Genomic DNA, 21,985 nt, shown 5'->3' on the forward strand with positions numbered 1-21,985 from the left:
CATGAAATCTTCGAACGACGTTTCGAACCAAGGCGCAGGCGCTGCGAACGCGCGGCCGGGCCAAGGGCAGCGCAAGCCATGAGCCAGAGCACGGGCTTGCGCGCCGCCTGGCCGACGCTCGCCATCATGATTGGCGCGTCCGTCTGGGGTTTTGTCTGGTATCCGCTGCGCATGCTGGCGGCCGCCGGGCTCACCGGTACGGCCTCGAGCGCGGCAACGAGCGCGGCCGGCTGTCTCTTCGTGCTGGTGCTGCGCTGGCGCTCGCTCGCGAGCGTGCGCTGGCACTGGGTGCTGCCGATGCTCGGACTCGCCGCGGGCGTGACCAACGTCGGGTTCGTGTGGGGCGCAATCCACGGCGAAGTGATGCGCGTGCTGCTGCTCTTTTATCTGACCCCGGCGTGGACGGCGATCTTCGCGCACTTCATCCTGCACGAGCGCCTGAACTGGGCGGGCGGCGCGCTGGCGGCGCTCTCGCTGCTGGGTGCGGTGCTGATGCTCTGGTCGCCGCGGCTCGGCGTGCCGCTGCCCGCCAACGCGGCCGAATGGGCCGGTCTCATCGGCGGCATGGGTTTCGCGATGAGCAACGTGCTCGTCGTAAAGACGAGCCGCGTGCTGCCGCACATGAAGCCCGAGATGCGCACGGCCGTGATCTTCGCGGGCGCGGCGCTGTTCGGCTTGCTGACCTCCTGTTTCGAGCCGATGTCGGCCGCACCGGCGGGCGAGCATCTCGCACGCGTCGTGCTGCTCGTGCTCGCGCTCGGCATCGTGCTCGGCAGCAACAACATGCTCGTCCAGTACGGGCTCGCCCGCGTGCCGGCAAACCGCGCCTCGATCATCATGCTGTTCGAGATCGTCGTGACGGCGCTCACGTCGTGGCTCTTCGCCGGCGAGACGCCGGGCCCGCGCGAATGGGCGGGCGGCGCCTGCATCGTGCTGGCTTCCCTGTTGTCGAGCTGGGTGCACCGGGCGCAGGATGCGCGCAAGGGCGGCGCGCACGCGAGCGCCGATGCGAGCGTCATGACCCACGCCGACGCCAGCCGCACCGATGACGCGGACGACGCCGACGGCAGCGGCCCCGGCGGCGATGATGGCAACGGCGGCGGCAATGGCGATGGCAGCGCAGGCGGCGGAACGGGCCCAGGGCCTTCCCGCGCGCGGAATGGCGCGCGTGCGATGGTATGATTGCCGCTGATTCCCGCCGGCCGCACGCGTGCATGCGCGTTCGTACGGCGAGCCGTGGCGGCTGCCCAGTGCGCACTCCGCCGTCGCGCGATCGATACCGGATGCGCGGCGGCAAGCGACGTACGGCACGGGCGGTCCCGTTCACCACTATTCAAACAGCGATATCGCCGTGCGTCTGACCTCGATTAAACTCGCTGGCTTCAAATCATTCGTCGATCCCACGCATTTCCAGGTTCCGGGCCAACTCGTCGGGGTGGTCGGGCCAAACGGCTGTGGGAAATCCAACATCATCGACGCGGTGCGCTGGGTGCTGGGTGAATCCCGGGCGTCCGAGCTGCGCGGCGAGTCGATGCAGGACGTCATCTTCAACGGTTCCACCGCGCGCAAGCCGGGCAGCCGCGCGAGCGTCGAACTGGTGTTCGACAATGCGGACGGCCGCGCCGCGGGGCAGTGGGGCCAGTATGCCGAGATTGCCGTGAAGCGCGTGCTCACGCGCGACGGCACGTCGAGCTACTACATCAACAACCTGCCGGCGCGCCGGCGCGACATTCAGGATATTTTCCTGGGTACTGGCCTCGGCCCGCGCGCCTACGCGATCATCGGGCAGGGCATGATCGCGCGGATCATCGAGGCAAAGCCCGAAGAGCTTCGCGTGTTCCTCGAAGAAGCCGCTGGCGTGTCGAAATACAAGGAACGACGCCGCGAGACCGAGAACCGCCTGCACGACACGCGCGAGAACCTGACGCGTGTCGAGGACATCGTGCGCGAGCTGTCCAGCAACCTGGAAAAGCTCGAGGGCCAGGCGGTCGTTGCCACGAAATATCGCGAGCTGCAGGCCGAGGGCGAGGAAAAGCAGCGCCTTCTGTGGCTCTTGCGCAAGAACGAGGCAGCGGGCGAGCAGCAACGCCAGCAGCGCGCGATCGAGCAGGCGCAGATCGACCTGGAGCGCCATACCGCGCAGCTGCGCGAAGTGGAAGCGCAGCTCGAAACGCTGCGCGTGGCCCACTACTCGGCAAGCGACGCCATGCAGGGCGCGCAGGGCGCGCTTTACGAAGCGAACGCCGAGGTGAGCCGTCTCGAGGCCGAGATCAAGTTCATCGTCGAGTCGCGCAACCGCGTGCAGGCGCAGATCGCCGCGCTCACCGCGCAGCGCGAGCAATGGCAGGTCCAGGCGCAGAAGGCGCAGGACGATATCGAGGACGCCGAAGAACAACTGGCGATCGCCGAGGAAAAGGCTGCGCTGGCCGAGGAAGATGCGGCGGCGAAGCAGGAAGCGCTGCCCGCGCTCGAAAACCGCTGGCGCGACGCGCAGGCGCAACTGAACGACGAGCGCGCGGGCATCGCGCGCACCGAGCAGGCCATCAAGCTCGAAGCCGCGCATCAACGCAACGCCGACCAGATGCTTCAGCAGCTTCAGCAGCGCCACGAGCGTCTGAAGTCGGAGGAAGGCGGCCTCGACGCGCCGGACGAAGCCCAGCTCGAAGAGCTGCGCATGCAGCTGGCCGAGCAGGAGGAAGTCCTTCACGAAGCGCAGGCGCGTCTCGCCGACGCGCAGGAAACGGTGCCGCGCCTCGACGCGGAACGCCGCGCCGCACACGAGCGCGTGCAGGCGGAAAACGCACAGATCCACCAGTTCGAAGCCCGTCTCGCTGCACTCAAGCAACTGCAGGAAAACGTGCAGACGGAAGGCAAGATCCAGCCGTGGCTCGAACGTCACGAACTGGGCGCGTTGCCGCGGCTATGGAAGAAGCTGCACGTCGAAGCCGGTTGGGAAACGGCGCTCGAATCGGTGTTGCGCGAGCGGCTCGCCGCGCTCGAGGTGTCGAACCTCGACTGGGTGAAGGCATTCGCGAGCGACGCTCCGCCTGCGAAGCTCGCGTTCTATTCGCCGCCGGCCGCGGGTCAGGCAAGCGCTGCGGCCGCGGGGCTCACGCCGCTGCTCTCGCTCGTGCGTATCGACGATGCAGGCTTGCGCGCGGTGCTCACCGAATGGCTCGGCTCGACCTACGTTGCGAACGATCTCGCCGAAGCGCTCGCCCAGCGTGCGCAGCTGCCAGGCAGCGGCGCGTTCGTCGTGAAGGCTGGCCATACGGTGACGCGCGTAGGCGTGCAGCTGTACGCCGCCGACACCGAGCAGGCCGGCATGCTCGCGCGTCAGCAGGAAATCGAGAATCTCGAGCGCCAGGTGCGCGCCCAGACGCTGCTCGCCGACGATGCACGCACGGCTGTCGTACGCGCGGAAGCGGCGCACACGCAGGCCGCCCAGGTGCTCACGGATGTGCGCCAGCAGGCCGAGCGCGCGACCCAGCGCGTGCACGCGCTGCAGATGGATGTGCTCAAGCTGACGCAGGCGCATGAACGCTACACGGCGCGCAGCACGCAGATCCGCGAAGAGCTCGACGAGATCCGCACGCAGATCGAAGAGCAGCGCGCATTGCGGGCAGAATCGGAAGCGAACTTCGAGCGCCACGATGTGGAACTCGCCGAACTGCAGGCGCGCTTCGAGGACAACCAGCTCGCCTTCGAGTCGCTCGACGAGGAACTCGGCGCGGCGCGCAATGAGGCGCGCGACCTCGAACGTGCGGCGGCCGACGCGCGCTTTGCCGCGCGCAACATGGCGAACCGCATCGAAGAGTTGAAGCGCAACATTCAGGTCGCGCACGATCAGAGCGAACGCGTGGCCGCGTCGCTCGAAGACGCGCGCGCCGAGCTGGAAACGATCAACGAGCAGACCGCGCACACGGGCCTGCAGGACGCGCTGGAAATTCGCGCCCAGAAGGAAGATACGCTGCGTGCCGCGCGCGCCGAACTCGACGATCTGAGCGCGAAGCTGCGGGCCGCCGACGAAACCCGCCTCGCCGCGGAGCGCGCGCTGCAGCCGTTGCGCGACCGCATCACCGAGCTTCAGCTCAAGGAACAGGCCGCGCGCCTGAACGGCGAGCAGTTCGTCGAGCAGCTACAGGCCGCGGGCGTCGACGAGGCCGCGCTGCAGGAAAAGCTCACGGCCGATATGAAGCCGTCGTATCTGCAAGGCGAGGTTACACGCATCAACAACGCGATCACGGCGCTTGGGCCCGTGAACATGGCCGCGCTCGACGAACTGGCCGCGGCGAAGGAGCGCAAGACCTTCCTCGACGCGCAGTCGGCCGACCTCACGAGCGCAATCGAAACGCTCGAAGACGCGATCCGCAAGATCGACCAGGAAACGCGCACGCTGCTGCAGGGCACCTTCGACGAGGTGAACCGTCATTTCGGCGAGCTGTTCCCGCGCCTGTTCGGCGGCGGTCAGGCGAAGCTCATCATGACCGGCGACGAGATTCTCGACGCCGGCGTGCAGGTGATGGCGCAACCGCCCGGCAAGAAGAATTCGACGATTCACCTGCTCTCCGGCGGCGAGAAAGCGCTCACGGCCACGGCCCTCGTGTTCGCGATGTTCCAGCTCAACCCGGCGCCGTTCTGCTTGCTAGACGAAGTGGACGCACCGCTCGACGACGCGAACACCGAGCGCTTCGCGAACCTTGTTCGCGCGATGTCGGACAAAACACAGTTCCTGTTCATTTCGCACAACAAGATCGCCATGGAGATGGCGCAGCAGCTCATTGGCGTGACGATGCAGGAGCAGGGCGTTTCGCGCATCGTCGCGGTCGACATGGAAACGGCAGCGGGTTTCGCCCAAAATACGGTCTAATCGATTTATACGGCCTAACGGACGGCGCGCGATGCGCGGCCGGCGGCGCCATCAGTGAGGCAGCCGCCGCGCGCAATGCGCGCGCCAGAGCAACGGCGCATGCAATGAGCACGCCGTCGAAAAAGAATTGCTGATGGAGCATGCATGGATGAATTGACTCTCGGGTTGATCGGCGCGGGCGCCGTGGTCGTCGGGGGCGTGGTGGTGTACAACGCGTGGCAGGGCGCGAGAGTGCGCCGGCGCATGCCGCGCCCGATGCCCGAAGAGGCAGTCGAAGCGCCGCAGCGCGACGAGTTCCAGGAGCCGAGCCCGTTCATCGAACCGGCCCATGCTCCGTCGCGCCGCGAGCCGTCGCTCGCGGGTAGCACGCAAGCCGGGCGCGTGGAGCCGGGTTTCGGCACTGCTGCGCCGCTCGACACGCCAGCCGACATCCAGGCGGAAACGACGACACCCAACGGCTTTCCGGAAGCTGAATCCGACGCGCACGAAGTTGCCGAGAAGGCTGCCGACAAGGCGCCGGCTGCAACTGCGGCTGCCCCGCAATCCGCAAAGGACGATGGCGACGAAGCGGAGCGCATCGAGCCGGTCATGCCGGCGGCCACGACGATCTCTTCGGCGCCGCCCGCCGTGGTCGACCGTCGCATCGACTGCATCGTGCCGATCCGGCTTGGTGCGCCGGTGGCAGGCGAGCGGGTGATTCCGTTTGCGCAGCGATTGCGCCGCGCGGGCAGCAAGCCGGTTCATATCGAAGGCAAACCCGAAGGGGGCGACGGCTGGGAGTTGCTCCAGAGCGGCGTGCGCTACGAGGAACTGCGCGCGGCTGCGCAACTCGCGAATCGCAACGGCCCGCTCAACGAACTCGAGTTCTCGGAATTCGTGACCGGCGTGCAGCAATTCGCCGACGCGCTCGACGCCGCGCCCGAGTTTCCGGACATGATGGAGACGGTCGCCATGGCGCGCGAACTGGACGGCTTCGCGGCGCAATGCGACGCCCAGCTTTCCGTGAACGTGATGTCGGACGGCGCGCCGTGGTCGGCAAACTACGTGCAGGCGGTGGCGGCGCAGGACGGCTTGCTGCTTTCGCGCGACGGCACGCGCTTCGTCAAGCTCGATGCGAAGCAGAGCCCCGTTTTCATGCTGCAGTTCGGCGACACCAACTTCCTGCGCGACGACCTCACGTACAAGGGCGGTGAACTGATTACGCTGATCCTCGACGTGCCCGTGGCCGACGAAGACATCCTGCCGTTCCGCCTGATGTGCGACTACGCGAAATCGCTTGCCGAGCGCATTGGCGGGCGCGTGGTCGACGACCAGCGCCGGCCGCTGCCGGAATCGGTGCTGCAGTCGATCGACAAGCAGCTGATGACGCTCTACGCGAAGCTGGAGCAGGCCGGTATTCCGGCGGGCTCGCCGGCCACGCGGCGACTGTTCAGCCAGTAGCGCCGAAGGCGTGCAGCGGGCCTGCAGACAAGGCGCGACGCCGTAAAGGCGCCGCGCCTTTTTTGCGCGCAGGCGGTACAGCGCAGAGGGCATCGGCACGCGTGTTGCAGTGCATTCAAGGTCGCCCTGCGGGCCCTGGGTGTCAGTGCGACGCACGCAGCGTTGGCCATTCGGCCAGGACGCTGGCGAGACCCGTTCGGCGGCGCACGCAGATAGCCGCTCGTCCGATGCGACACGCGCGGCTTCCTGAGATAATCTGACGTCCGAAATCATTTTCAACAGCGAGTTGCCCAAGGCATGGTCCGTACTTCCGCCCGTCCCCCCGAAGAAGCCACCGCTGCACAGCGCGCGGTGTGGTTGCGCGCCGAACTCGAGCGTGCGAACCACGCCTACTACGTGCTCGACCAGCCGGAGCTGCCTGACGCGGAATACGACAAGCTGTTCGGCGAACTTCAGCAAATCGAAGCCGATCATCCCGACCTCATCACGCCCGATTCGCCCACGCAGCGTGTGGGTGGCGAAGTCGCCGGGGGCTTCGAGCCCGTGGTCCACGACGTGCCGATGCTGTCGCTCAACAACGGCTTTGCCGCCGAAGACATCGTCGCGTTCGACAAGCGCGTGGCCGATGCGCTCGGCAAGATCGAAGGCGCCGGAGTCGTCGAGGTCGAATACGCCGCCGAACTCAAGTTCGACGGCCTCGCCATCTCGCTGCGCTACGTCGACGGCGTGTTCGTCCAGGCCTCCACGCGCGGCGATGGCGCGACCGGCGAGAACGTCACGGAGAACGTGCGCACGATCCGCTCGCTGCCCTTGCGCCTGAAGGGCAAGCGCGTGCCGAAGGTGCTCGACGTGCGCGGCGAGGTGCTGATGTTCCGCCGCGACTTCGAGCGCATGAACCAGCGTCAGCGCGATGCCGGCCACAAGGAATTCGCGAACCCGCGCAACGCGGCGGCGGGCAGCCTGCGCCAGCTCGATCCGAAAATCACGGCGCAGCGGCCGCTCTCGTTTTTCGCTTACGGCATTGGCGTGCTCGAGGGCGAGCCGATGCCGGCCACCCATAGCGAACTGCTCGACTGGTACGCGGAAATGGGCCTGCCGGTCAATGCCGAGCGAGCGGTCGTGAAGGGCGCGCACGGTCTGCTGGAATTTTTCCGCACGGTGGGCGAGAAGCGCGACGGCCTGCCGTACGACATCGACGGCGTGGTCTACAAGGTGAACCGCCGCGACGAGCAGGATGCGCTCGGCTTCGTCTCGCGCGCGCCGCGCTTCGCGCTCGCGCACAAGTTCCCGGCCCAGGAAGCGCTCACGAAGCTGCTGGCGATCGACGTGCAGGTGGGCCGCACGGGCGCGATTACGCCGGTGGCGCGGCTCGAGCCGGTGTTCGTCGGCGGCGCGACGGTGACCAACGCCACGCTGCACAACGAAGACGAAGTGCGGCGCAAGGACATCCGCATCGGCGACACGGTGATCGTGCGGCGTGCCGGCGACGTGATTCCCGAGGTGGTCAGTGCGCTCACGGACCGCCGTCCGGCCGACGCCCACGAGTTCGTCATGCCGACCGCATGCCCGGTCTGTGGGTCGCGCATCGAGCGGCTGCCCGACGAGGCAATCGCGCGTTGCACGGGCGGCCTGTTCTGTCCGGCCCAGCGCAAGCAGGCGCTCTGGCACTTCGCCCAGCGCCGCGCGCTCGATATCGACGGCCTGGGCGAGAAGATCATCGACCAGTTGGTCGACCAGAACCTCGTGCGCACGCCCGCCGATCTGTTCAATCTCGGCTTCGGCACGCTCGCGCAACTCGAGCGCATGGCGGACAAGTCGGCGCAGAACCTGCTCGACTCGCTCGAGAAGGCCAAAAACACGACGCTTGCGCGCTTCGTTTACGCGCTCGGCATCCGGCACGTGGGCGAATCGACGGCGAAGGATCTTGCGAAGCACTTCGGCTCGCTCGATCCGATCATGAACGCGACGGTCGAGGAATTGCTCGAAGTCAACGATGTGGGCCCTATCGTCGCGCTTGCGATCCACGAGTTTTTTGCGGAAGAGCATAACCGCACAGTGATCGAGCAACTGCGCGCGCCGGGCAAAGTGACATGGGCGGAAGGGCCGCCCGCGCCCAAGGCGCCGGTGGGCGTGCTGGCCGGCAAGACGGTGGTGCTCACGGGTACGCTGCCCACGCTCTCGCGCGACGAGGCAAAGGAGATGCTCGAAGCAGCCGGTGCGAAGGTCGCCGGCTCGGTATCGAAGAAGACCGATTACGTGGTGGCGGGCGCCGACGCGGGCAGCAAGCTCGCAAAAGCCGAGGAACTCGGCGTGCCGGTGCTCGACGAAGAAGGAATGCGCAAGCTCCTGGAGGGGCAAACGACATGATTCGCGAAATTCTCAGAATGGGCGATCCGCGCCTGCTTGGCATTGCGAGGCCGGTCGATCACTTCGATACGCCCGAGTTGCACGAACTCATTGCCGATATGTTCGACACCATGCACGCGGCGAACGGCGCCGGACTCGCCGCCCCGCAGATCGGCGTCGATTTGCAGGTGGTGATCTTCGGTTTCGAGCAGAACGAGCGCTATCCCGAGGCGCCGGCCGTGCCGCAGACGGTGCTCATCAACCCGGTCATCCATCCGCTGTCGCACGACATGGAAGAGGGCTGGGAGGGCTGTCTCTCGGTGCCGGGCCTGCGCGGCGCCGTGAGCCGCTATTCGATGATCCGCTACGACGGCTTCGATCAGTACGGTACGCCCATCGAACGTGTGGCCGAGGGCTTTCACGCACGGGTCGTCCAGCACGAATGCGATCACCTGATCGGCAAGCTGTATCCCATGCGCATTACCGACTTCTCGAAGTTCGGCTTTACGGAGGTCCTGTTTCCGGAACTCGACCCGAACCGCGACGACTGAAAGTCGAAGCATCAAGAAAAACGGGAGCCATCTGGCTCCCGTTTTTCATACAGTGCGGCGTTCGACGCCGATGTGGCGCTAGAACGCTTCGTTGGCGGCCAGATAGCGCCATTGGCCCTGCGGCAGCGCGCCGAGCAGCACGCGGCCCATGCGCACACGCTTGAGGCCCACGACCTTGAGGCCGACCAGTTCGCACATGCGACGGATCTGGCGCTTCTTGCCTTCGCGCAGCACGAAACGCAACTGCTCGCCGTTTTGCCAGCTCACCTGCGCGGGCTTGAGCGGCACGTCGTCGAGCGACAGGCCGTGGCGCAGCTGAGCGAGCAACTCGGCCGGGAAGTGCTGATCGATTTCGGTCTCGATGTCGTTGTAGGTGACGCGCACGAGGTACTCCTTGTCGATGTCCGAGCTCTCGCCGATCAACTGCTTGGCCACGCGACCGTCCTGGGTCAGCACGAGCAGGCCGGTCGAGTCGATGTCGAGGCGGCCGGCCGGCGCGAGCGTGCGCAGATGCTTCGCCGAGAAGCGGATGCCTGAGTGGTCGCCGTCCCAATGATTCTCGCCGGTGATGAGCGTGGCGGCGGGTTCATAGCCGTCCTCGGCCTGGCCCGACACGTAGCCCACCGGCTTGTGCAGCAGGATCGTCACCTGGCGCGCCTGCGCGGCGAGCGCGGCCGGATCGACTTCGATGCGCTGATTCGGCGTGACCTTGGCGCCGAGCGTGTCGACGACTTCGCCGTCCACATAAACCCAGCCTTTTTCGATCCATTCGTCGGCTTCACGGCGCGAGCACAGGCCCAGTTCGGACATGCGCTTGGAAAGGCGCAGGGTGTTGTCGCCATCGACTTCTTCGCGCGGTGTGCGGCGCGGTGCGGTTTCGGCGTCGTCGGTGCGGCGCGGGGGCTTCCCAACCGGTTTGACAGGGCTGGCGGTCTTGCGGCTGCCACCGCCTTCTTCGGTACTGCGGCGAGCGCGCGGCGCAGCGCCGCCGCGGTCATCGCTCCAGGCGGATTTCACCGGGCGCGCGGAACGACGCTCCGTGCCCTCGTCGCGGGTGCGTGCGGGGCGGCGGTCGTCGCTGTCACTGCGCCGTTCGAAGCGTCCCTCGCTGCCTTCGCCGCGGCTACGCGGCGGGCGGCGATCATCGCCTTCGCTGCGCCGTTCGAAGCGACGCTCGCTGCCTTCCTCGCGGCTGCGCGGCGGGCGGCGGTCATCGCCTTCGGTACGACGCGTGAAGCGCCGGTCGCCACCGTCTTCGCGGCTGCGTGGCGGGCGGCGGTCGTCACCCTCAGCACGGCGCGCGAAGGGGCGTGCACCGCCTTCGTCGCGGCCGCGTGCGGGGCGACGGTCATCGCCTTCGGTGCGTCGTTCGAAACGACGTTCGCCACCGTCTTCGCGGCTGCGCGGCGGGCGGCGGTCATCGCCCTCGGGGCGGCGTGCGAAGGGGCGCGCACCGCCGTCTTCACGGCTGCGCGGCGGGCGGCGGTCATCGCCTTCGGTGCGTCGTTCGAAACGACGTTCGCCACCATCTTCGCGGCTGCGCGGCGGGCGGCGGTCGTCGCCCTCGGCACGCCGCGCGAAGGGGCGTGCGCCGCCTTCATCGCGGCCACGTGCGGTGCGGCGATCATCGCCTTCGGTGCGTCGTTCGAAGCGACGCTCGCCACCTTCTTCACGGCTGCGTGGCGGACGACGATCATCACCCTCGGCACGGCGCGCGAAGGAGCGTGCGCCACCTTCTTCACGGCTGCGCGGCGGACGTCGGTCATCACCCTCGGGGCGTCGTGCAAAGGGGCGTGCGCCACCTTCTTCACGGCTGCGCGGCGGGCGGCGGTCGTCGCCCTCGGCGCGGCGCGCGAAGGGGCGTGCACCACCTTCGTCACGGCCGCGTGCAAATCCACGCGCCTCATCGCCGGAGCGACGGGCTGGGCGGCGCTCGTCGCCGAATCCGCCTTCGCGAGCCGGCCGCGCCGGGCGCTCGCCCGGGCGCGTATCGCCAGTGCGAGGCGCGGTGCGTCCGGTTGAGGCGCGCACGGGCTTCCCGGCGGAAGTCTTCGCGGCCGATGTCGGCCGAGCGTCCGTCGCCCGCACCTCCGCCGGCCGCACCGGCTTACGCGCGGTCGTACTGCCGCGGCGGACGGGGGCGCGTTCCGGAGTGGTCGGGCGCGGATGTTTGGCTGTCAGTTTGGCTCGCATGGATCTGGTATTTCGCTTGGGTCATTCACACTGCGATCGCGCGCAGCAATTCGGTTTCGACATGAATCTGCTGGCGGTTGTCGGAGAGCCCCGAGCCGTCGAGCAGAAACACGTCTTCCACGCGTTCGCCGAGCGTATTGATCCGCGCCGCATGGACGCCGACCTGATGCTCCGCGAGCACGCGCGCGATGGAATAGAGAAGGCCCGGCCGGTCGTTCGCCGACACGGACAGGATGTAGTATTGGCCGCGCTCGTCGGCCCGCAGGTCGACGCGCGGCGTCACCGGGAAGGTGCGTGACAGGCGCGAGAGACGGCCCTTCGACGGCTCGGGCAGGGCATTGCCCGTCGCCTTCAGGCGCGCCGCGAGTTCCTGCTCGACGAGGTTCGCGATATCGCGGTAATGCACGTCGCCCTCGGTGTGGGCGACGATGAAGTTGTCGAGCGCGTAGCCGTGGCGCGTGGTGCTCACGCGCGCGTCGAGCACGGAAAGACCGCTGCGGTCGAAGTACGCGCACATCGTCGCGAACAGGTCGGGGCGGTCCTGCGCGTAGACGAGCACCTGCAGCGCCTCGCCGATCGGCGACGGGCGCGCGCGCACGACCGGCTCCGGCGCCTCGACGTGGCGGTAGAGCACGCGCGTTTGCCAGGCGATATCGGCGGCGTCGTGGCGCAGGAAGTAGCCGACGTCGAGCTTGTCCCAGAGCGCGCGGTGCGCGTGCTCCGGCACGGTCTCGAGACGCAGCAGCGCAAGCGCCAGCTCCTGACGCGTCTTGAGCTCCGAGTGCGCGTCGGGCTTGGCGCCGCCGAGCACGGCGAGCGTCGAGCGGTAGAGGTCTTCGAGCAGCTTGCCTTTCCAGTTGTTCCAGACCTTTGGGCTCGTGCCGCGAATGTCGGCGACCGTCAGCAGGTAGAGCGCCGAAAGACGCCGCTCCGTACCGACGAGCTCCGCGAAGCGCTTCACGACCTCAGGGTCGGTGATGTCCTGCTTCTGGGCGACCTGGCTCATCGTCAGGTGCTGCTGGACGAGCCAGACGACCAGGTCCGCGTCGTCGCCCGTGATGTCGTGCTCGCGGCAAAAGCGCCGCGCGTCGGCCATGCCGAGCTGCGAGTGGTCGCCGCCGCGGCCCTTGGCGATGTCGTGGAACAGCGCCGCGACGTAGAGCACCCACGGACGCTCGAAGTTGGCGATGAGCTGGCTGCAGAACGGATACTCGTGCGCATGCTCGGCCACGGCGAAGCGGCGCATATTGCGCAGCACCATCAGGATGTGCTGATCGACCGTATAGACGTGATAGAGGTCGTGCTGCATCTGCCCGACGATGCGGCGGAAATTCAGCAGATAGCGCCCGAGCACGCTCGTCTGGTTCATGAGGCGCATGGCGTGCGTAATCCCGGCCGGCTGCTTGAGGATCTCCATGAAGAGCCGGCGGTTTTCCGGGTCGCGGCGCCAGTTCTGGTCCATGGTCTCGCGCGCGTTGTAGAGCGCGCGCAGCGTGCGCGCCGACAGGCCCTTCACGCCGGGCACCTGCTCGTAGAGCAGGAACGCCTCGAGGATCGCGTGCGGCTCGCGCTCGAACACGTCGTCGCTGACGATCTCCAGCATCCCCTGCTTCTCGACGAAGTGCTCCGAGAGCGTGCGCGTGATGCCGCTCGTGCTCGGGAAGAGCTGCGCCTCGATGTTCTGGATCAGGATGGTAGAAAGCTGAGTGACCGCCTTCGCGGCCCAGTAGTAGCGGCGCATGAGCTGTTCGCTCGCGCGCCGCGCGCTGCTCGCCTTGTAGCCGAAGCTTTCGGCCACGGCCGTCTGCAGGTCGAACACGAGGATGTCCTGGCGGCGGCCCGCGATCACATGCAGGCGCGCGCGCAGCGCCTTGAGAAATGCCTCGTTGCGGCGCAGTTCGCGCGCCTCGCGCCCGGTGATGAGGCCGCGCTGGTCCAGCTCCTTCCAGCTGCTGCCGAAGGCGGCGGCCTCGGTGATCCAGAGGATCAGCTGCAGGTCGCGCAGGCCGCCGGGGCTTTCCTTGATGTTGGGTTCGAGCGAATAGGGCGTGTCCTGGAAGCGCGCATGGCGCTGGCGCATTTCGAGCACCTTCGCCTGGAAGAATGCGCGCGGGTCCATGGCGTCGCGATAGCGCTGCGCGAAGTCGCCGAACAGCGTCGCGCTGCCCGTGATGCGGCGCGCCTCGAGGAGCGACGTGCGCACGGTGACGTCGTTGGCGGCTTCTTCGAGGCATTGCGAGACGCTGCGCACGCTGCTGCCGATATCGAGTCCGAGATCCCATGCAAGGCCGATAAAACGCTCGATGCGTTCTTCGAGCGGCGCGAGCGGCTCGTCGTCCGGCAGCAGCACGAGGATGTCGACGTCGGACCAGGGCGCAAGCTCGCCGCGCCCGAAGCCGCCCACCGCCACGAGCGCCAGCGTGGCCGGCAGCTCGCACCAGTCCCAGGCGCTGCGCAAGGTGTCGTCGGTGATGCGGGCGAGGGCGCGCATCAGCGAGTCGACATTGGTCGCGGTCTTGAAACGCTCGAGCAACTGGGCCTTGGCGGCCTTGTAGTCGGACTTCAGCGACGACGTATCGGGAACGGCGACAGCGGGAACACTCATGGGCTCGGGTCGTGTCTGGCGTGGTTGGGCGGGCGGCTGGTCGTGCGCGCGGCGCGCCTCGCGATGGCGGCTGGCCGCGTTGGTTCGTCGGTTAATGCGTCGGCTGCTTTGCGGGCTGCCTCATCGTGCTGCGGGCGCCGGGCGGCGTCCGCATTGGGTGCATCGCTCGCGCTGGACGTACTGCCTCGAGGCCGCAGGCCGATGTTCTACGAGCCTATCCATTCTGCGCCGGATCGCGCCAGGAAGCGCTTTCCGGCACTCTTTCGGACGCTCAGGCCGCGGTGCCCGCCATCTGCGCGACGATGGCAGGCTTAGCGGGCGTACCCGCCGAGACCGTCAGGACTTCGTAGCCGGTTTCCGTCACGAGTACCGTGTGTTCCCACTGTGCCGAGAGGCTGCGGTCCTTCGTCTTGACGGTCCACTGGTCCGGCATGGTGCGAATGTCGCGGCGGCCGGCGTTGATCATCGGCTCGACGGTGAAGATCATGCCGGGCACGAGCTCGATGCCGGTGCCGGGGCGGCCGTAGTGCAGGACCTGCGGGTCTTCGTGGAACACCGTGCCGATGCCGTGGCCGCAGTATTCGCGCACCACGCTGTAGCCCTGGCTTTCGGCGTAGCGCTGAATGGCGTGGCCGATGTCGCCCAGATGGCCGCCGGGACGCACCTGGTCGATGCCGAGCCACATGCATTCATAGGTGGTCTGCACGAGGCGCTTCGCGAGGATCGAGCCTTCGCCGACGATGAACATGCGGCTCGTGTCGCCGAAATAGCCTTCCTTGATGACGGTGATGTCGATATTGAGCGCGTCGCCGTTCTTCAGCGCCTTGTCGCCGGGAATACCGTGACAGATCACGTCGTTCACAGAGGTGCAGATTGCCTTTGGGTAGGGCGGATAGCCCGGCGGCTGATAGTTCAGCGGCGCGGGCACCGTGCCCTGCACGTTGGTCATGTACTCGTGGCAAAGGCGGTCGAGCTCACCCGTCGTCACACCCGCGGTGACGAACGGCGTGATGTAGTCGAGCACCTCGCTCGCCAGCCGGCAGGCGACGCGCATTTGCGCGATGTCTTGTTCGTTCTTGATCGAAATGGCCATGGTATGCGCCCGGAAATGCAGTCGAATATGGAATTATCGCACCTAATGCCAGGGGTCGCTGACTTTTGAGAAGGCGGGGCGCCATCAATGGCAAATGCGCCGCGCGCCGCATTGCCATTGATGGCGCCGTATTCCGCGGGTAATAGCTGTCTTGAGTAAGGGGCAGTTTGCGTGCTATACTCTTCGGCTAAGTCGCTTCCCATATCTTTCGGATTCGCGTTCGGAGTTCGTGGAAGTGGCTGAATCCGCCGTTGCCGCGGAGCGCTTTGCCAAAAACGCATTTTGGCGGGTGCGCGAAGAACATTCGGAAGCATCTTCTTCAGGCAGCACACTCGCAAGCCGGCGCACCCAGGGTGTCGGGCGCGTCGATCTCCGGAAATGGGAGGGCGCACCGATACGGCAGCCGGCTTCAGACCCAAACCCTAGCGGAGAATTTCTCATGGCAGTTACCATGCGCCAAATGCTGGAAGCCGGTGTCCACTTCGGTCACCAAACGCGCTTCTGGAACCCGAAGATGGCCCCCTTCATCTTCGGTCATCGCAACAAGATTCACATCATCAACCTCGAAAAGACGCTGCCGATGTACAACGACGCGCTGAAGTACGTGCGTCAACTGGCAGCGAACCGCGGCACGATCCTGTTCGTCGGCACGAAGCGTCAATCGCGCGACACGATCGCCGAAGAGGCACAACGCGCTGGTATGCCGTTCGTGAACGCACGCTGGCTCGGCGGCATGCTGACCAACTTCAAGACGCTGAAGGTTTCGATCAAGCGCCTGAAGGACATGGAAGCAGCCGTGGAAGCGGGCGAGCTCGAGAAGATGAGCAAGAAGGAAGCGCTCCTGTTCGAACGCGAAATCGCCAAGCTGCAGAAGTCGATCGGCGGCGTGAAGGACATGGGCGGCATTCCGGACGCGATCTTCGTGGTCGACGTCGGCTACCACAAGATTGCCGTGACGGAAGCGAACAAGCTGGGCATCCCCGTGATCGCCGTGGTCGATACGAACCACTCGCCGGAAGGCATCGATTACGTGATCCCGGGCAACGACGACGCGAGCAAGGCCGTTGCGCTCTACACGCAAGGCGTGGCTGACGCGATCCTCGAAGGCCGTGCGAACGCGGTCAACGACGTGGTTGTCGCTGCGCGCGGCAACGACGGCGACGACGAGTTCGTCGAGGTCAACCCGGAGGCGTAAGCTGCCCCGTGTCCGGCAAGAAAAGGGGGCTTTCCATAGGCCCCTTTTTTTTAAGCCGCGACTTTCGTCGCCGCGTCATATGAGCGGCACCGTAGCCCTGTAGAAGCAGCTGTAAAAAAGCGTTTCACCGCAGGCGGAAACGGAAACGAATTTCTGCCGGCCGCGTCGAAAGGCGGGCGGCGTGTACCAGACAGACTCAAGGAGCGAATGATGGCGGCAATTACCGCAAGCATGGTGGCAGAACTGCGCGCGAAGACCGACGCGCCGATGATGGAATGCAAGAAGGCGCTGACGGAAGCCGACGGCGACCTCGCGCGTGCCGAAGAACTGCTGCGCGTGAAGCTCGGCAACAAGGCCAGCAAGGCCGCTTCGCGCGTCACGGCTGAAGGCGTGATCTCGTCGTTCATCGGCGGCGGCGCTGGCGCGATCGTCGAACTGAACTGCGAAACCGACTTCGTTTCGAAGAACGATGACTTCATCGGCTTCTCGAAGAAGATCGCCGAACTCGTCGCCACGCAAAACCCGGCTGACGTCGCCGCTCTGTCGGCGCTGGCGCTGGACGGCTCGACGGTCGACGCAGTGCGCCTCGCACTGGTCGGCAAGATCGGCGAAAACCTCTCGATCCGCCGTTTCGCGCGTTTCGAAACCGCCAACCAGCTGGCTGCGTACCTGCACGGCACGCGCATCGGCGTGCTGGTCGAGTACACGGGTGCCGACGAGCAAGTGGGCAAGGACGTCGCGATGCACATCGCCGCGATGAAGCCGGTCTCGCTGTCGTCGGACGACGTGCCTGCCGACCTGATCGCCAAGGAGCGCAGCATCGCCGAGCAGAAGGCTGCGGAATCGGGCAAGCCGGCTGAGATCGTCGCGAAGATGGTCGAAGGTTCGGTCCAGAAGTACCTGAAGGAAGTCTCGCTGCTGAACCAGCCGTTCGTTAAGAACGACAAGCAGACGATCGAGCAGATGCTCAAGGCTGCTGGCACGACGGTGCAGAAGTTCGCCCTCTTCGTGGTCGGCGAAGGCATCGAGAAGCGCCAGGACGACTTCGCTGCCGAAGTGGCCGCGCAAGTCGCTGCTGCAAAGCAGCAATAAAGATCGGTCAGCCCGTCTCGCCGCGCCCAGCGCGGCAGGCGGCGACTGCAGTTGTTGCAGCACCGCAGTTTGTTCAGTGGTAAGCCGTGGCGGAGCAATCCGCCGTGGCGGGCAGCGTAGCGGCGACGCGCATGGTAGTCCCCCGCCGTGCGCGGCGTCGGAAATCTTCGCTATTTCTGGCGGCGCTTGCCCGAAGCCGTATTTCACCCCTACAGTTTCAAGTTATTGCCCTTTGCGCGCGATCCTGGATACCTCCATGCCCACACCCGCCTATAAACGCGTCCTGCTCAAACTTTCCGGCGAAGCCCTGATGGGCGATGATGCCTTCGGCATCAATCGCGCCACGATCGAACGTATGGTGGCAGACGTGGCCGAGGTGGTGCGTCTGGGCACCCAGCTCGCAGTCGTGATCGGCGGCGGCAACATTTTCCGCGGTGTCGCGGGCGGCGCAGCCGGTATGGACCGCGCCACGGCCGACTATATGGGCATGCTGGCCACGATGATGAACGCGCTCGCGCTGCAGGACGCCATGCGTCACGCAGGCATCGAGGCGCGCGTGCAGTCGGCGCTGCGCATGGACCAGGTCGTCGAGCCGTACATCCGCCCCCGCGCGATTCGCCAGCTCGAAGAAGGCAAGGTCGTGATCTTTGCCGCCGGCACGGGTAACCCGTTCTTCACCACCGACACGGCTGCTGCGCTGCGCGGCTCGGAAGTCGGCGCCGAAGTCGTGCTGAAGGCCACCAAGGTCGACGGCGTCTATTCGGCCGACCCGAAGAAGGACCCGACCGCCACGCGCTACTCGACGATCAGCTTCGATGAGGCAATTGGCCGCAATCTGCAGGTGATGGACGCCACCGCGTTCGCGCTGTGCCGCGACCAGAAGCTGCCGATCCGGGTTTTTTCCATCGTCAAGCCGGGTGCGCTCAAGCGCATCGTTCTGGGCGAAGACGAAGGTACGCTCGTCCACGTGTAAACTCTCGTTTCACGAGAGGTTCGAACACGGGCCGCGCCGCCCATCAGCGCGCCGGCGGGCCCGTTCCGTTATGAAGGTTCGGAGGTATCAAAATGGCTGTGGCTGACATCAAGAAGGGCGCCGAGCAGAAAATGCAGCGCTCGATCGAAGCGTTCAAGAGCGATCTGGCGAAAATCCGCACGGGCCGCGCCCATACCGGTTTGCTCGACCACATCCAGGTCGACTACTACGGCTCGCCCGTGCCCATCTCGCAGGTCGCGAACCTCACGCTCGTCGACGCGCGCACGATCGGCGTGCAGGCGTGGGAAAAGAAGATGGTGCCGGTCATCGAAAAGGCGATCCGCGAGTCGGATCTCGGCCTGAACCCGGCCACGCACGGCGACCTGATCCGCGTGCCGATGCCCGCGCTGACCGAAGAACGCCGCAAGGAGCTCACGAAGGTCGTCAAGAACGAAGGCGAAACGGCGAAGGTCGCCGTGCGCAACCTGCGTCGCGATGCCAACGAGCAGCTCAAGAAGCTCGTCAAGGACAAGGAAATTTCCGAAGACGACGAGCGCCGCGGCGGCGACGAAGTCCAGAAGCTGACCGACCGCTTCGTGACCGAAATCGAAAAGCTCGTCCAGACGAAGGAAGCCGAGATCATGACGGTCTGAGGCCTCAGGCCTCCAGATTCGCCAGATTCCAGGCGGTTTCCCTTTCTTATCGCAGTTACAGTCCGACGGCCATGACCTATACCAGCTCAACCGTTCGCGTGCCCGACGTGGCGGCCGTGCCGCGCCACATCGCGATCATCATGGACGGCAATGGCCGTTGGGCAACCCAGCGGCGCCTGCCGCGCGTCGCGGGCCACACGCGCGGCGTCGACGCCGTGCGCTCGGTCGTCGAATCGTGCGTGCAGCGCGGCGTCGAATACGTGACGCTCTTCGCGTTCAGCTCCGAGAACTGGCGCCGCCCGACCGACGAAGTGTCGTTCCTCATGCGCCTCTTCGTCACTGCGCTCGAGCGCGAGGTGGCGCGCCTGCACGCGAACGGCATCCGCCTGCGCGTGGTCGGCGACCTGTCGATGTTCAATGAGCGCATCCAGGACCTGATTCGCCGCGCGGAAACCAAAACCGCGCGCAACACCCGTCTCACCCTCACGATCGCCGCGAACTACGGCGGCCGCTGGGATATCCTGCAGGCCACGCGCAAGCTTGTCGAGGAAGCCGCGGCCACGGGCCAGCCGGTTCCCGTCACCGAAGACACGCTGTCCCAGCATCTGGCCATGGCCTACGCGCCCGAACCGGATCTCTTCATTCGCACGGGCGGCGAGCAGCGGGTGAGCAACTTCCTGCTCTGGCAACTCGCCTACGCGGAGTTCTATTTCACCGATACGTTCTGGCCGGATTTCGACGCCGAAGCGCTCAGCCGCGCCATTGCCTCGTATGCGGAGCGCGAGCGCCGCTTCGGCCGCACGAGCGCGCAGGTCGTCGCCCAGAACGCCGATTCGCTTTCATGCTGAAGACCCGCGTCATTACGGCGCTCGTCCTGCTGGCAGTCTTCCTGCCGATCACGCTGTTCGCGCCTGTGGCGGCGTTCGGTGCGCTGATCGGCGTCGTGGTCGTCTTCGCCGCATGGGAGTGGGCGCGTCTGCTGAAGGCGGGCGCGACCGGCTCGATCGTCTACGCCGTGATCGCGGCGGCCGCCGTGGCGCTCAGTACGCGCCTGCCGGCGCCCCGGCCGCTCTTTCAGGCGGCGGGCGTGTTCTGGATCATTGCCGGCCCTTACGTGCTGCTGCGCAAGCCGGTGCTCGCCGCCGGCGCCTGGCGCGCCTTCCTGCTGGCCGCCGGGCTCGTCGTTTTCGCGGCCTGCTGGCACGCCCTGGTGGCCGCGCGCACGGCCGGCGTGGCGTTTGTTCTGTCCCTGTTGCTCGTGGTCTGGCTGGCCGATATCGGCGCATACTTTGCAGGTAAGGCATTCGGAAGGCATAAGCTTGCGCCTGCGATCAGCCCCGGCAAGACCTGGGAGGGCGCCGTGGGCGGCTGGGCGGCCGTGATGGTGGTGTCCGGAGCGGCAATCGCGCTGCACGCGTTCGAACCCACGCTGTATTCCGCGCTCGCCGCCCAGATCGGGCTCGGCCGTGCGCTTTTCGTACTTACCGTGCTGGTCGCGTTCAGCGTGATCGGCGATCTGTTCGAGTCGATGATGAAGCGCCAGGCCGGCGTGAAGGATTCGAGCGGGCTTCTGCCGGGCCACGGCGGAGTCCTCGACCGCATCGACGCACTGCTGCCCGTGCTGCCGCTCGCCATGCTGCTGCTCGGCTAAAGGCGTCTGGCCGGGACGCCAGGTTAGAGATTTGAATATGCAAAAACGACTCACACTGCTCGGTTCCACGGGCTCGATTGGAGACAGCACGCTCGACGTCGTCGCGCGTCATCCGCAACGCTTCTCGGTCTATGCGCTCACTGCGCATCGCAACGGCGAGAAGCTCGTCGAACAATGCCTGCGCTTCGCCCCCGAAGTGGCCGTGGTCGGCGACGCCGACACCGCCGCACAGGTCGAGCGCAAGCTGCGCGCGACCGGCTCGAAGACCGTCGTGACCTACGGGCCGCAGGCGCTCGTCGAAGTCTCGAAGAGCGACGGCTGCGACACCGTGGTCGCGGCCATCGTCGGTGCGGCGGGTCTCGCGCCCACGCTCGCAGCGGCGAAGGCCGGCAAGCAGATCCTGCTCGCCAACAAGGAAGCGCTCGTGATGTCGGGCGACATCTTCATCGATGCCGTGTGCGACAGCGGCGCCGTTCTGCTGCCGCTCGACAGCGAGCACAACGCCGTGTTCCAGTGCTTCCCGCGCGAAAACGCCGAGCGCGACGGCGTCACGAAGATCATCCTGACCGCCTCCGGCGGCCCGTTCCGCACCCGCGAGCCCTCGACGCTCGTGAACGTGACGCCCGACGAGGCCTGCAAGCACCCGAACTGGTCGATGGGCCGCAAGATCTCCGTCGATTCGGCCACGATGATGAACAAGGGCCTCGAAGTGATCGAGGCGCACTACCTGTTCGACCTGCCGGGCGAGCGCATCGACGTGCTGATTCACCCGCAGAGCGTGATCCACTCGATGGTTTCGTACGCCGATGGTTCGGTGCTCGCGCAACTAGGCAACCCCGACATGCGCACGCCGATCGCGCACGCGCTGGCGTATCCGGACCGTGTCGATTCCGGCGTCGCGCAGCTGGATCTCGCGCAAATCGCGACGCTCACGTTCGAAAAACCCGACTACGCGCGCTTCCCGTGTCTCGCACTCGCGATGCAGGCATTGGCCGCCGGCGGCGTGGCGAGCGCGGCACTGAACGCCGCGAACGAAGTGGCAGTGGAGGCATTTTTGAACCGGCGCATCGGCTTCATGGCCATCGCCCAGACGGTGGATGCCGTACTGAACGCGCTCGAGAACCGCAATGCGTCGAGTCTCGAAGTCGTGCTCGAAGCCGACGCGGCGGCTCGCCGCGCGGCTCACACCATCATCGACAGCCTGCCGGTGCCGGCCTGACAGGTCAGCGAGGGGCTTGCGGAAGGGCCCTGGCGGCCCCTCTGGCACGCGAGCCTGACCTCGGGGCCGCTCCCGCACCGGTGCGCTGCTTCCAGCCCAGGAGG

The 21,985-nt window shown here is 66.5% G+C and carries 15 protein-coding genes and 1 pseudogene; 12 read left to right on the top strand and 4 right to left on the bottom strand.

Going from position 1 to position 21,985, the window contains the following annotated elements:
• Positions 1 to 78 precede the first annotated feature (78 nt).
• From AB3X98_RS13730 to def, 5 genes are all read left to right on the top strand, one after another.
• Positions 79 to 1,182: a DMT family transporter gene (locus tag AB3X98_RS13730; RefSeq protein WP_342945839.1), complete on the top strand. Its 1,104-nt coding sequence runs from the start codon at positions 79 to 81 to the stop codon at positions 1,180 to 1,182.
• A 169-nt stretch (positions 1,183 to 1,351) separates the two neighbouring features.
• Complete coding sequence (gene smc / locus AB3X98_RS13735) at positions 1,352 to 4,870, top strand: chromosome segregation protein SMC (RefSeq protein WP_368605062.1); 3,519 nt, start codon at positions 1,352 to 1,354, stop codon at positions 4,868 to 4,870.
• A 144-nt stretch (positions 4,871 to 5,014) separates the two neighbouring features.
• Positions 5,015 to 6,310: a cell division protein ZipA C-terminal FtsZ-binding domain-containing protein gene (locus AB3X98_RS13740; protein WP_069265610.1), complete on the top strand. Its 1,296-nt coding sequence runs from the start codon at positions 5,015 to 5,017 to the stop codon at positions 6,308 to 6,310.
• 297 nt (positions 6,311 to 6,607) lie between these two features.
• Entirely contained in the window at positions 6,608 to 8,677 is a 2,070-nt protein-coding gene (gene ligA / locus AB3X98_RS13745) for an NAD-dependent DNA ligase LigA (RefSeq protein WP_368605063.1), read from the top strand.
• A complete protein-coding gene (def, locus tag AB3X98_RS13750) occupies positions 8,674 to 9,207 on the top strand; it encodes a peptide deformylase (protein WP_069265612.1) in 534 nt (177 codons plus the stop codon). The genes ligA and def overlap by 4 nt, the downstream gene beginning before the upstream one ends.
• Positions 9,208 to 9,285: 78 nt before the next feature.
• Here the strand turns inward: def and AB3X98_RS13755 are convergent, their stop codons facing one another.
• From AB3X98_RS13755 to map, 4 genes and pseudogenes are all read right to left on the bottom strand, one after another.
• A complete protein-coding gene (locus AB3X98_RS13755) occupies positions 9,286 to 9,855 on the bottom strand; it encodes a pseudouridine synthase (protein ID WP_368610271.1) in 570 nt (189 codons plus the stop codon).
• Positions 9,856 to 9,954: 99 nt separating this feature from the next.
• A pseudogene (locus tag AB3X98_RS13760) lies at positions 9,955 to 11,400 on the bottom strand (hypothetical protein); the annotation flags it as partial.
• Between the two features lie 25 nt (positions 11,401 to 11,425).
• Entirely contained in the window at positions 11,426 to 14,005 is a 2,580-nt protein-coding gene (locus AB3X98_RS13765) for a [protein-PII] uridylyltransferase (RefSeq protein WP_368605425.1), read from the bottom strand.
• A gap of 271 nt (positions 14,006 to 14,276) precedes the next feature.
• Positions 14,277 to 15,098 (bottom strand): type I methionyl aminopeptidase, encoded by an 822-nt coding sequence (gene map, locus AB3X98_RS13770; RefSeq protein WP_069265615.1) that lies wholly within the window; start codon positions 15,096 to 15,098, stop codon positions 14,277 to 14,279.
• Positions 15,099 to 15,537: 439 nt separating this feature from the next.
• Here map and rpsB point away from each other — a divergent pair, with 439 nt between their 5' ends.
• The 7 genes from rpsB (at position 15,538) to AB3X98_RS13805 (ending at position 21,881) form a co-directional block, all read left to right on the top strand.
• The gene (gene rpsB / locus AB3X98_RS13775; protein WP_069265616.1) at positions 15,538 to 16,293 is read left to right on the top strand and encodes a 30S ribosomal protein S2; all 756 of its coding nucleotides are present in this window, start codon (positions 15,538 to 15,540) and stop codon (positions 16,291 to 16,293) included.
• Between the two features lie 210 nt (positions 16,294 to 16,503).
• Positions 16,504 to 17,385 (top strand): translation elongation factor Ts, encoded by an 882-nt coding sequence (gene tsf, locus AB3X98_RS13780; RefSeq protein ID WP_069265617.1) that lies wholly within the window; start codon positions 16,504 to 16,506, stop codon positions 17,383 to 17,385.
• Positions 17,386 to 17,641: 256 nt separating this feature from the next.
• Positions 17,642 to 18,358: a UMP kinase gene (gene pyrH / locus AB3X98_RS13785; RefSeq protein WP_028204061.1), complete on the top strand. Its 717-nt coding sequence runs from the start codon at positions 17,642 to 17,644 to the stop codon at positions 18,356 to 18,358.
• A 92-nt stretch (positions 18,359 to 18,450) separates the two neighbouring features.
• On the top strand, positions 18,451 to 19,011 hold the full coding sequence (gene frr, locus AB3X98_RS13790) for a ribosome recycling factor (protein WP_069265618.1): 561 nt from the start codon (positions 18,451 to 18,453) through the stop codon (positions 19,009 to 19,011).
• Between the two features lie 71 nt (positions 19,012 to 19,082).
• The gene (locus AB3X98_RS13795; protein WP_069265619.1) at positions 19,083 to 19,859 is read left to right on the top strand and encodes an isoprenyl transferase; all 777 of its coding nucleotides are present in this window, start codon (positions 19,083 to 19,085) and stop codon (positions 19,857 to 19,859) included.
• On the top strand, positions 19,853 to 20,662 hold the full coding sequence (locus AB3X98_RS13800) for a phosphatidate cytidylyltransferase (RefSeq protein ID WP_069265620.1): 810 nt from the start codon (positions 19,853 to 19,855) through the stop codon (positions 20,660 to 20,662). Before AB3X98_RS13795 ends, AB3X98_RS13800 begins: the two co-directional genes overlap by 7 nt.
• A 37-nt stretch (positions 20,663 to 20,699) precedes the next feature.
• Positions 20,700 to 21,881, top strand: coding sequence for a 1-deoxy-D-xylulose-5-phosphate reductoisomerase (locus AB3X98_RS13805; protein ID WP_368605424.1), 1,182 nt, complete (start codon positions 20,700 to 20,702; stop codon positions 21,879 to 21,881).
• Positions 21,882 to 21,985: the final 104 nt, after the last annotated feature.

Origin of the sequence: Paraburkholderia sp. BR14312, assembly GCF_040948675.1 — a bacterium.
GTDB classification, from domain to species: Bacteria; Pseudomonadota; Gammaproteobacteria; order Burkholderiales; family Burkholderiaceae; genus Paraburkholderia; species Paraburkholderia nodosa_A.

Coding starts and splice junctions, on each gene's coding strand:
- pyrH (WP_028204061.1), top strand. CDS start 17,642: ATGCCCACACCCGCCTATAAACGCGTCCTGCTCAAACTTTCCGGCGAA.
- rpsB (WP_069265616.1), top strand. CDS start 15,538: ATGGCAGTTACCATGCGCCAAATGCTGGAAGCCGGTGTCCACTTCGGT.
- AB3X98_RS13765 (WP_368605425.1), bottom strand. CDS start 14,005: ATGAGTGTTCCCGCTGTCGCCGTTCCCGATACGTCGTCGCTGAAGTCC.
- AB3X98_RS13740 (WP_069265610.1), top strand. CDS start 5,015: ATGGATGAATTGACTCTCGGGTTGATCGGCGCGGGCGCCGTGGTCGTC.
- ligA (WP_368605063.1), top strand. CDS start 6,608: ATGGTCCGTACTTCCGCCCGTCCCCCCGAAGAAGCCACCGCTGCACAG.
- AB3X98_RS13730 (WP_342945839.1), top strand. CDS start 79: ATGAGCCAGAGCACGGGCTTGCGCGCCGCCTGGCCGACGCTCGCCATC.
- frr (WP_069265618.1), top strand. CDS start 18,451: ATGGCTGTGGCTGACATCAAGAAGGGCGCCGAGCAGAAAATGCAGCGC.
- map (WP_069265615.1), bottom strand. CDS start 15,098: ATGGCCATTTCGATCAAGAACGAACAAGACATCGCGCAAATGCGCGTC.
- AB3X98_RS13805 (WP_368605424.1), top strand. CDS start 20,700: ATGCAAAAACGACTCACACTGCTCGGTTCCACGGGCTCGATTGGAGAC.
- tsf (WP_069265617.1), top strand. CDS start 16,504: ATGGCGGCAATTACCGCAAGCATGGTGGCAGAACTGCGCGCGAAGACC.
- AB3X98_RS13800 (WP_069265620.1), top strand. CDS start 19,853: ATGCTGAAGACCCGCGTCATTACGGCGCTCGTCCTGCTGGCAGTCTTC.
- def (WP_069265612.1), top strand. CDS start 8,674: ATGATTCGCGAAATTCTCAGAATGGGCGATCCGCGCCTGCTTGGCATT.
- AB3X98_RS13795 (WP_069265619.1), top strand. CDS start 19,083: ATGACCTATACCAGCTCAACCGTTCGCGTGCCCGACGTGGCGGCCGTG.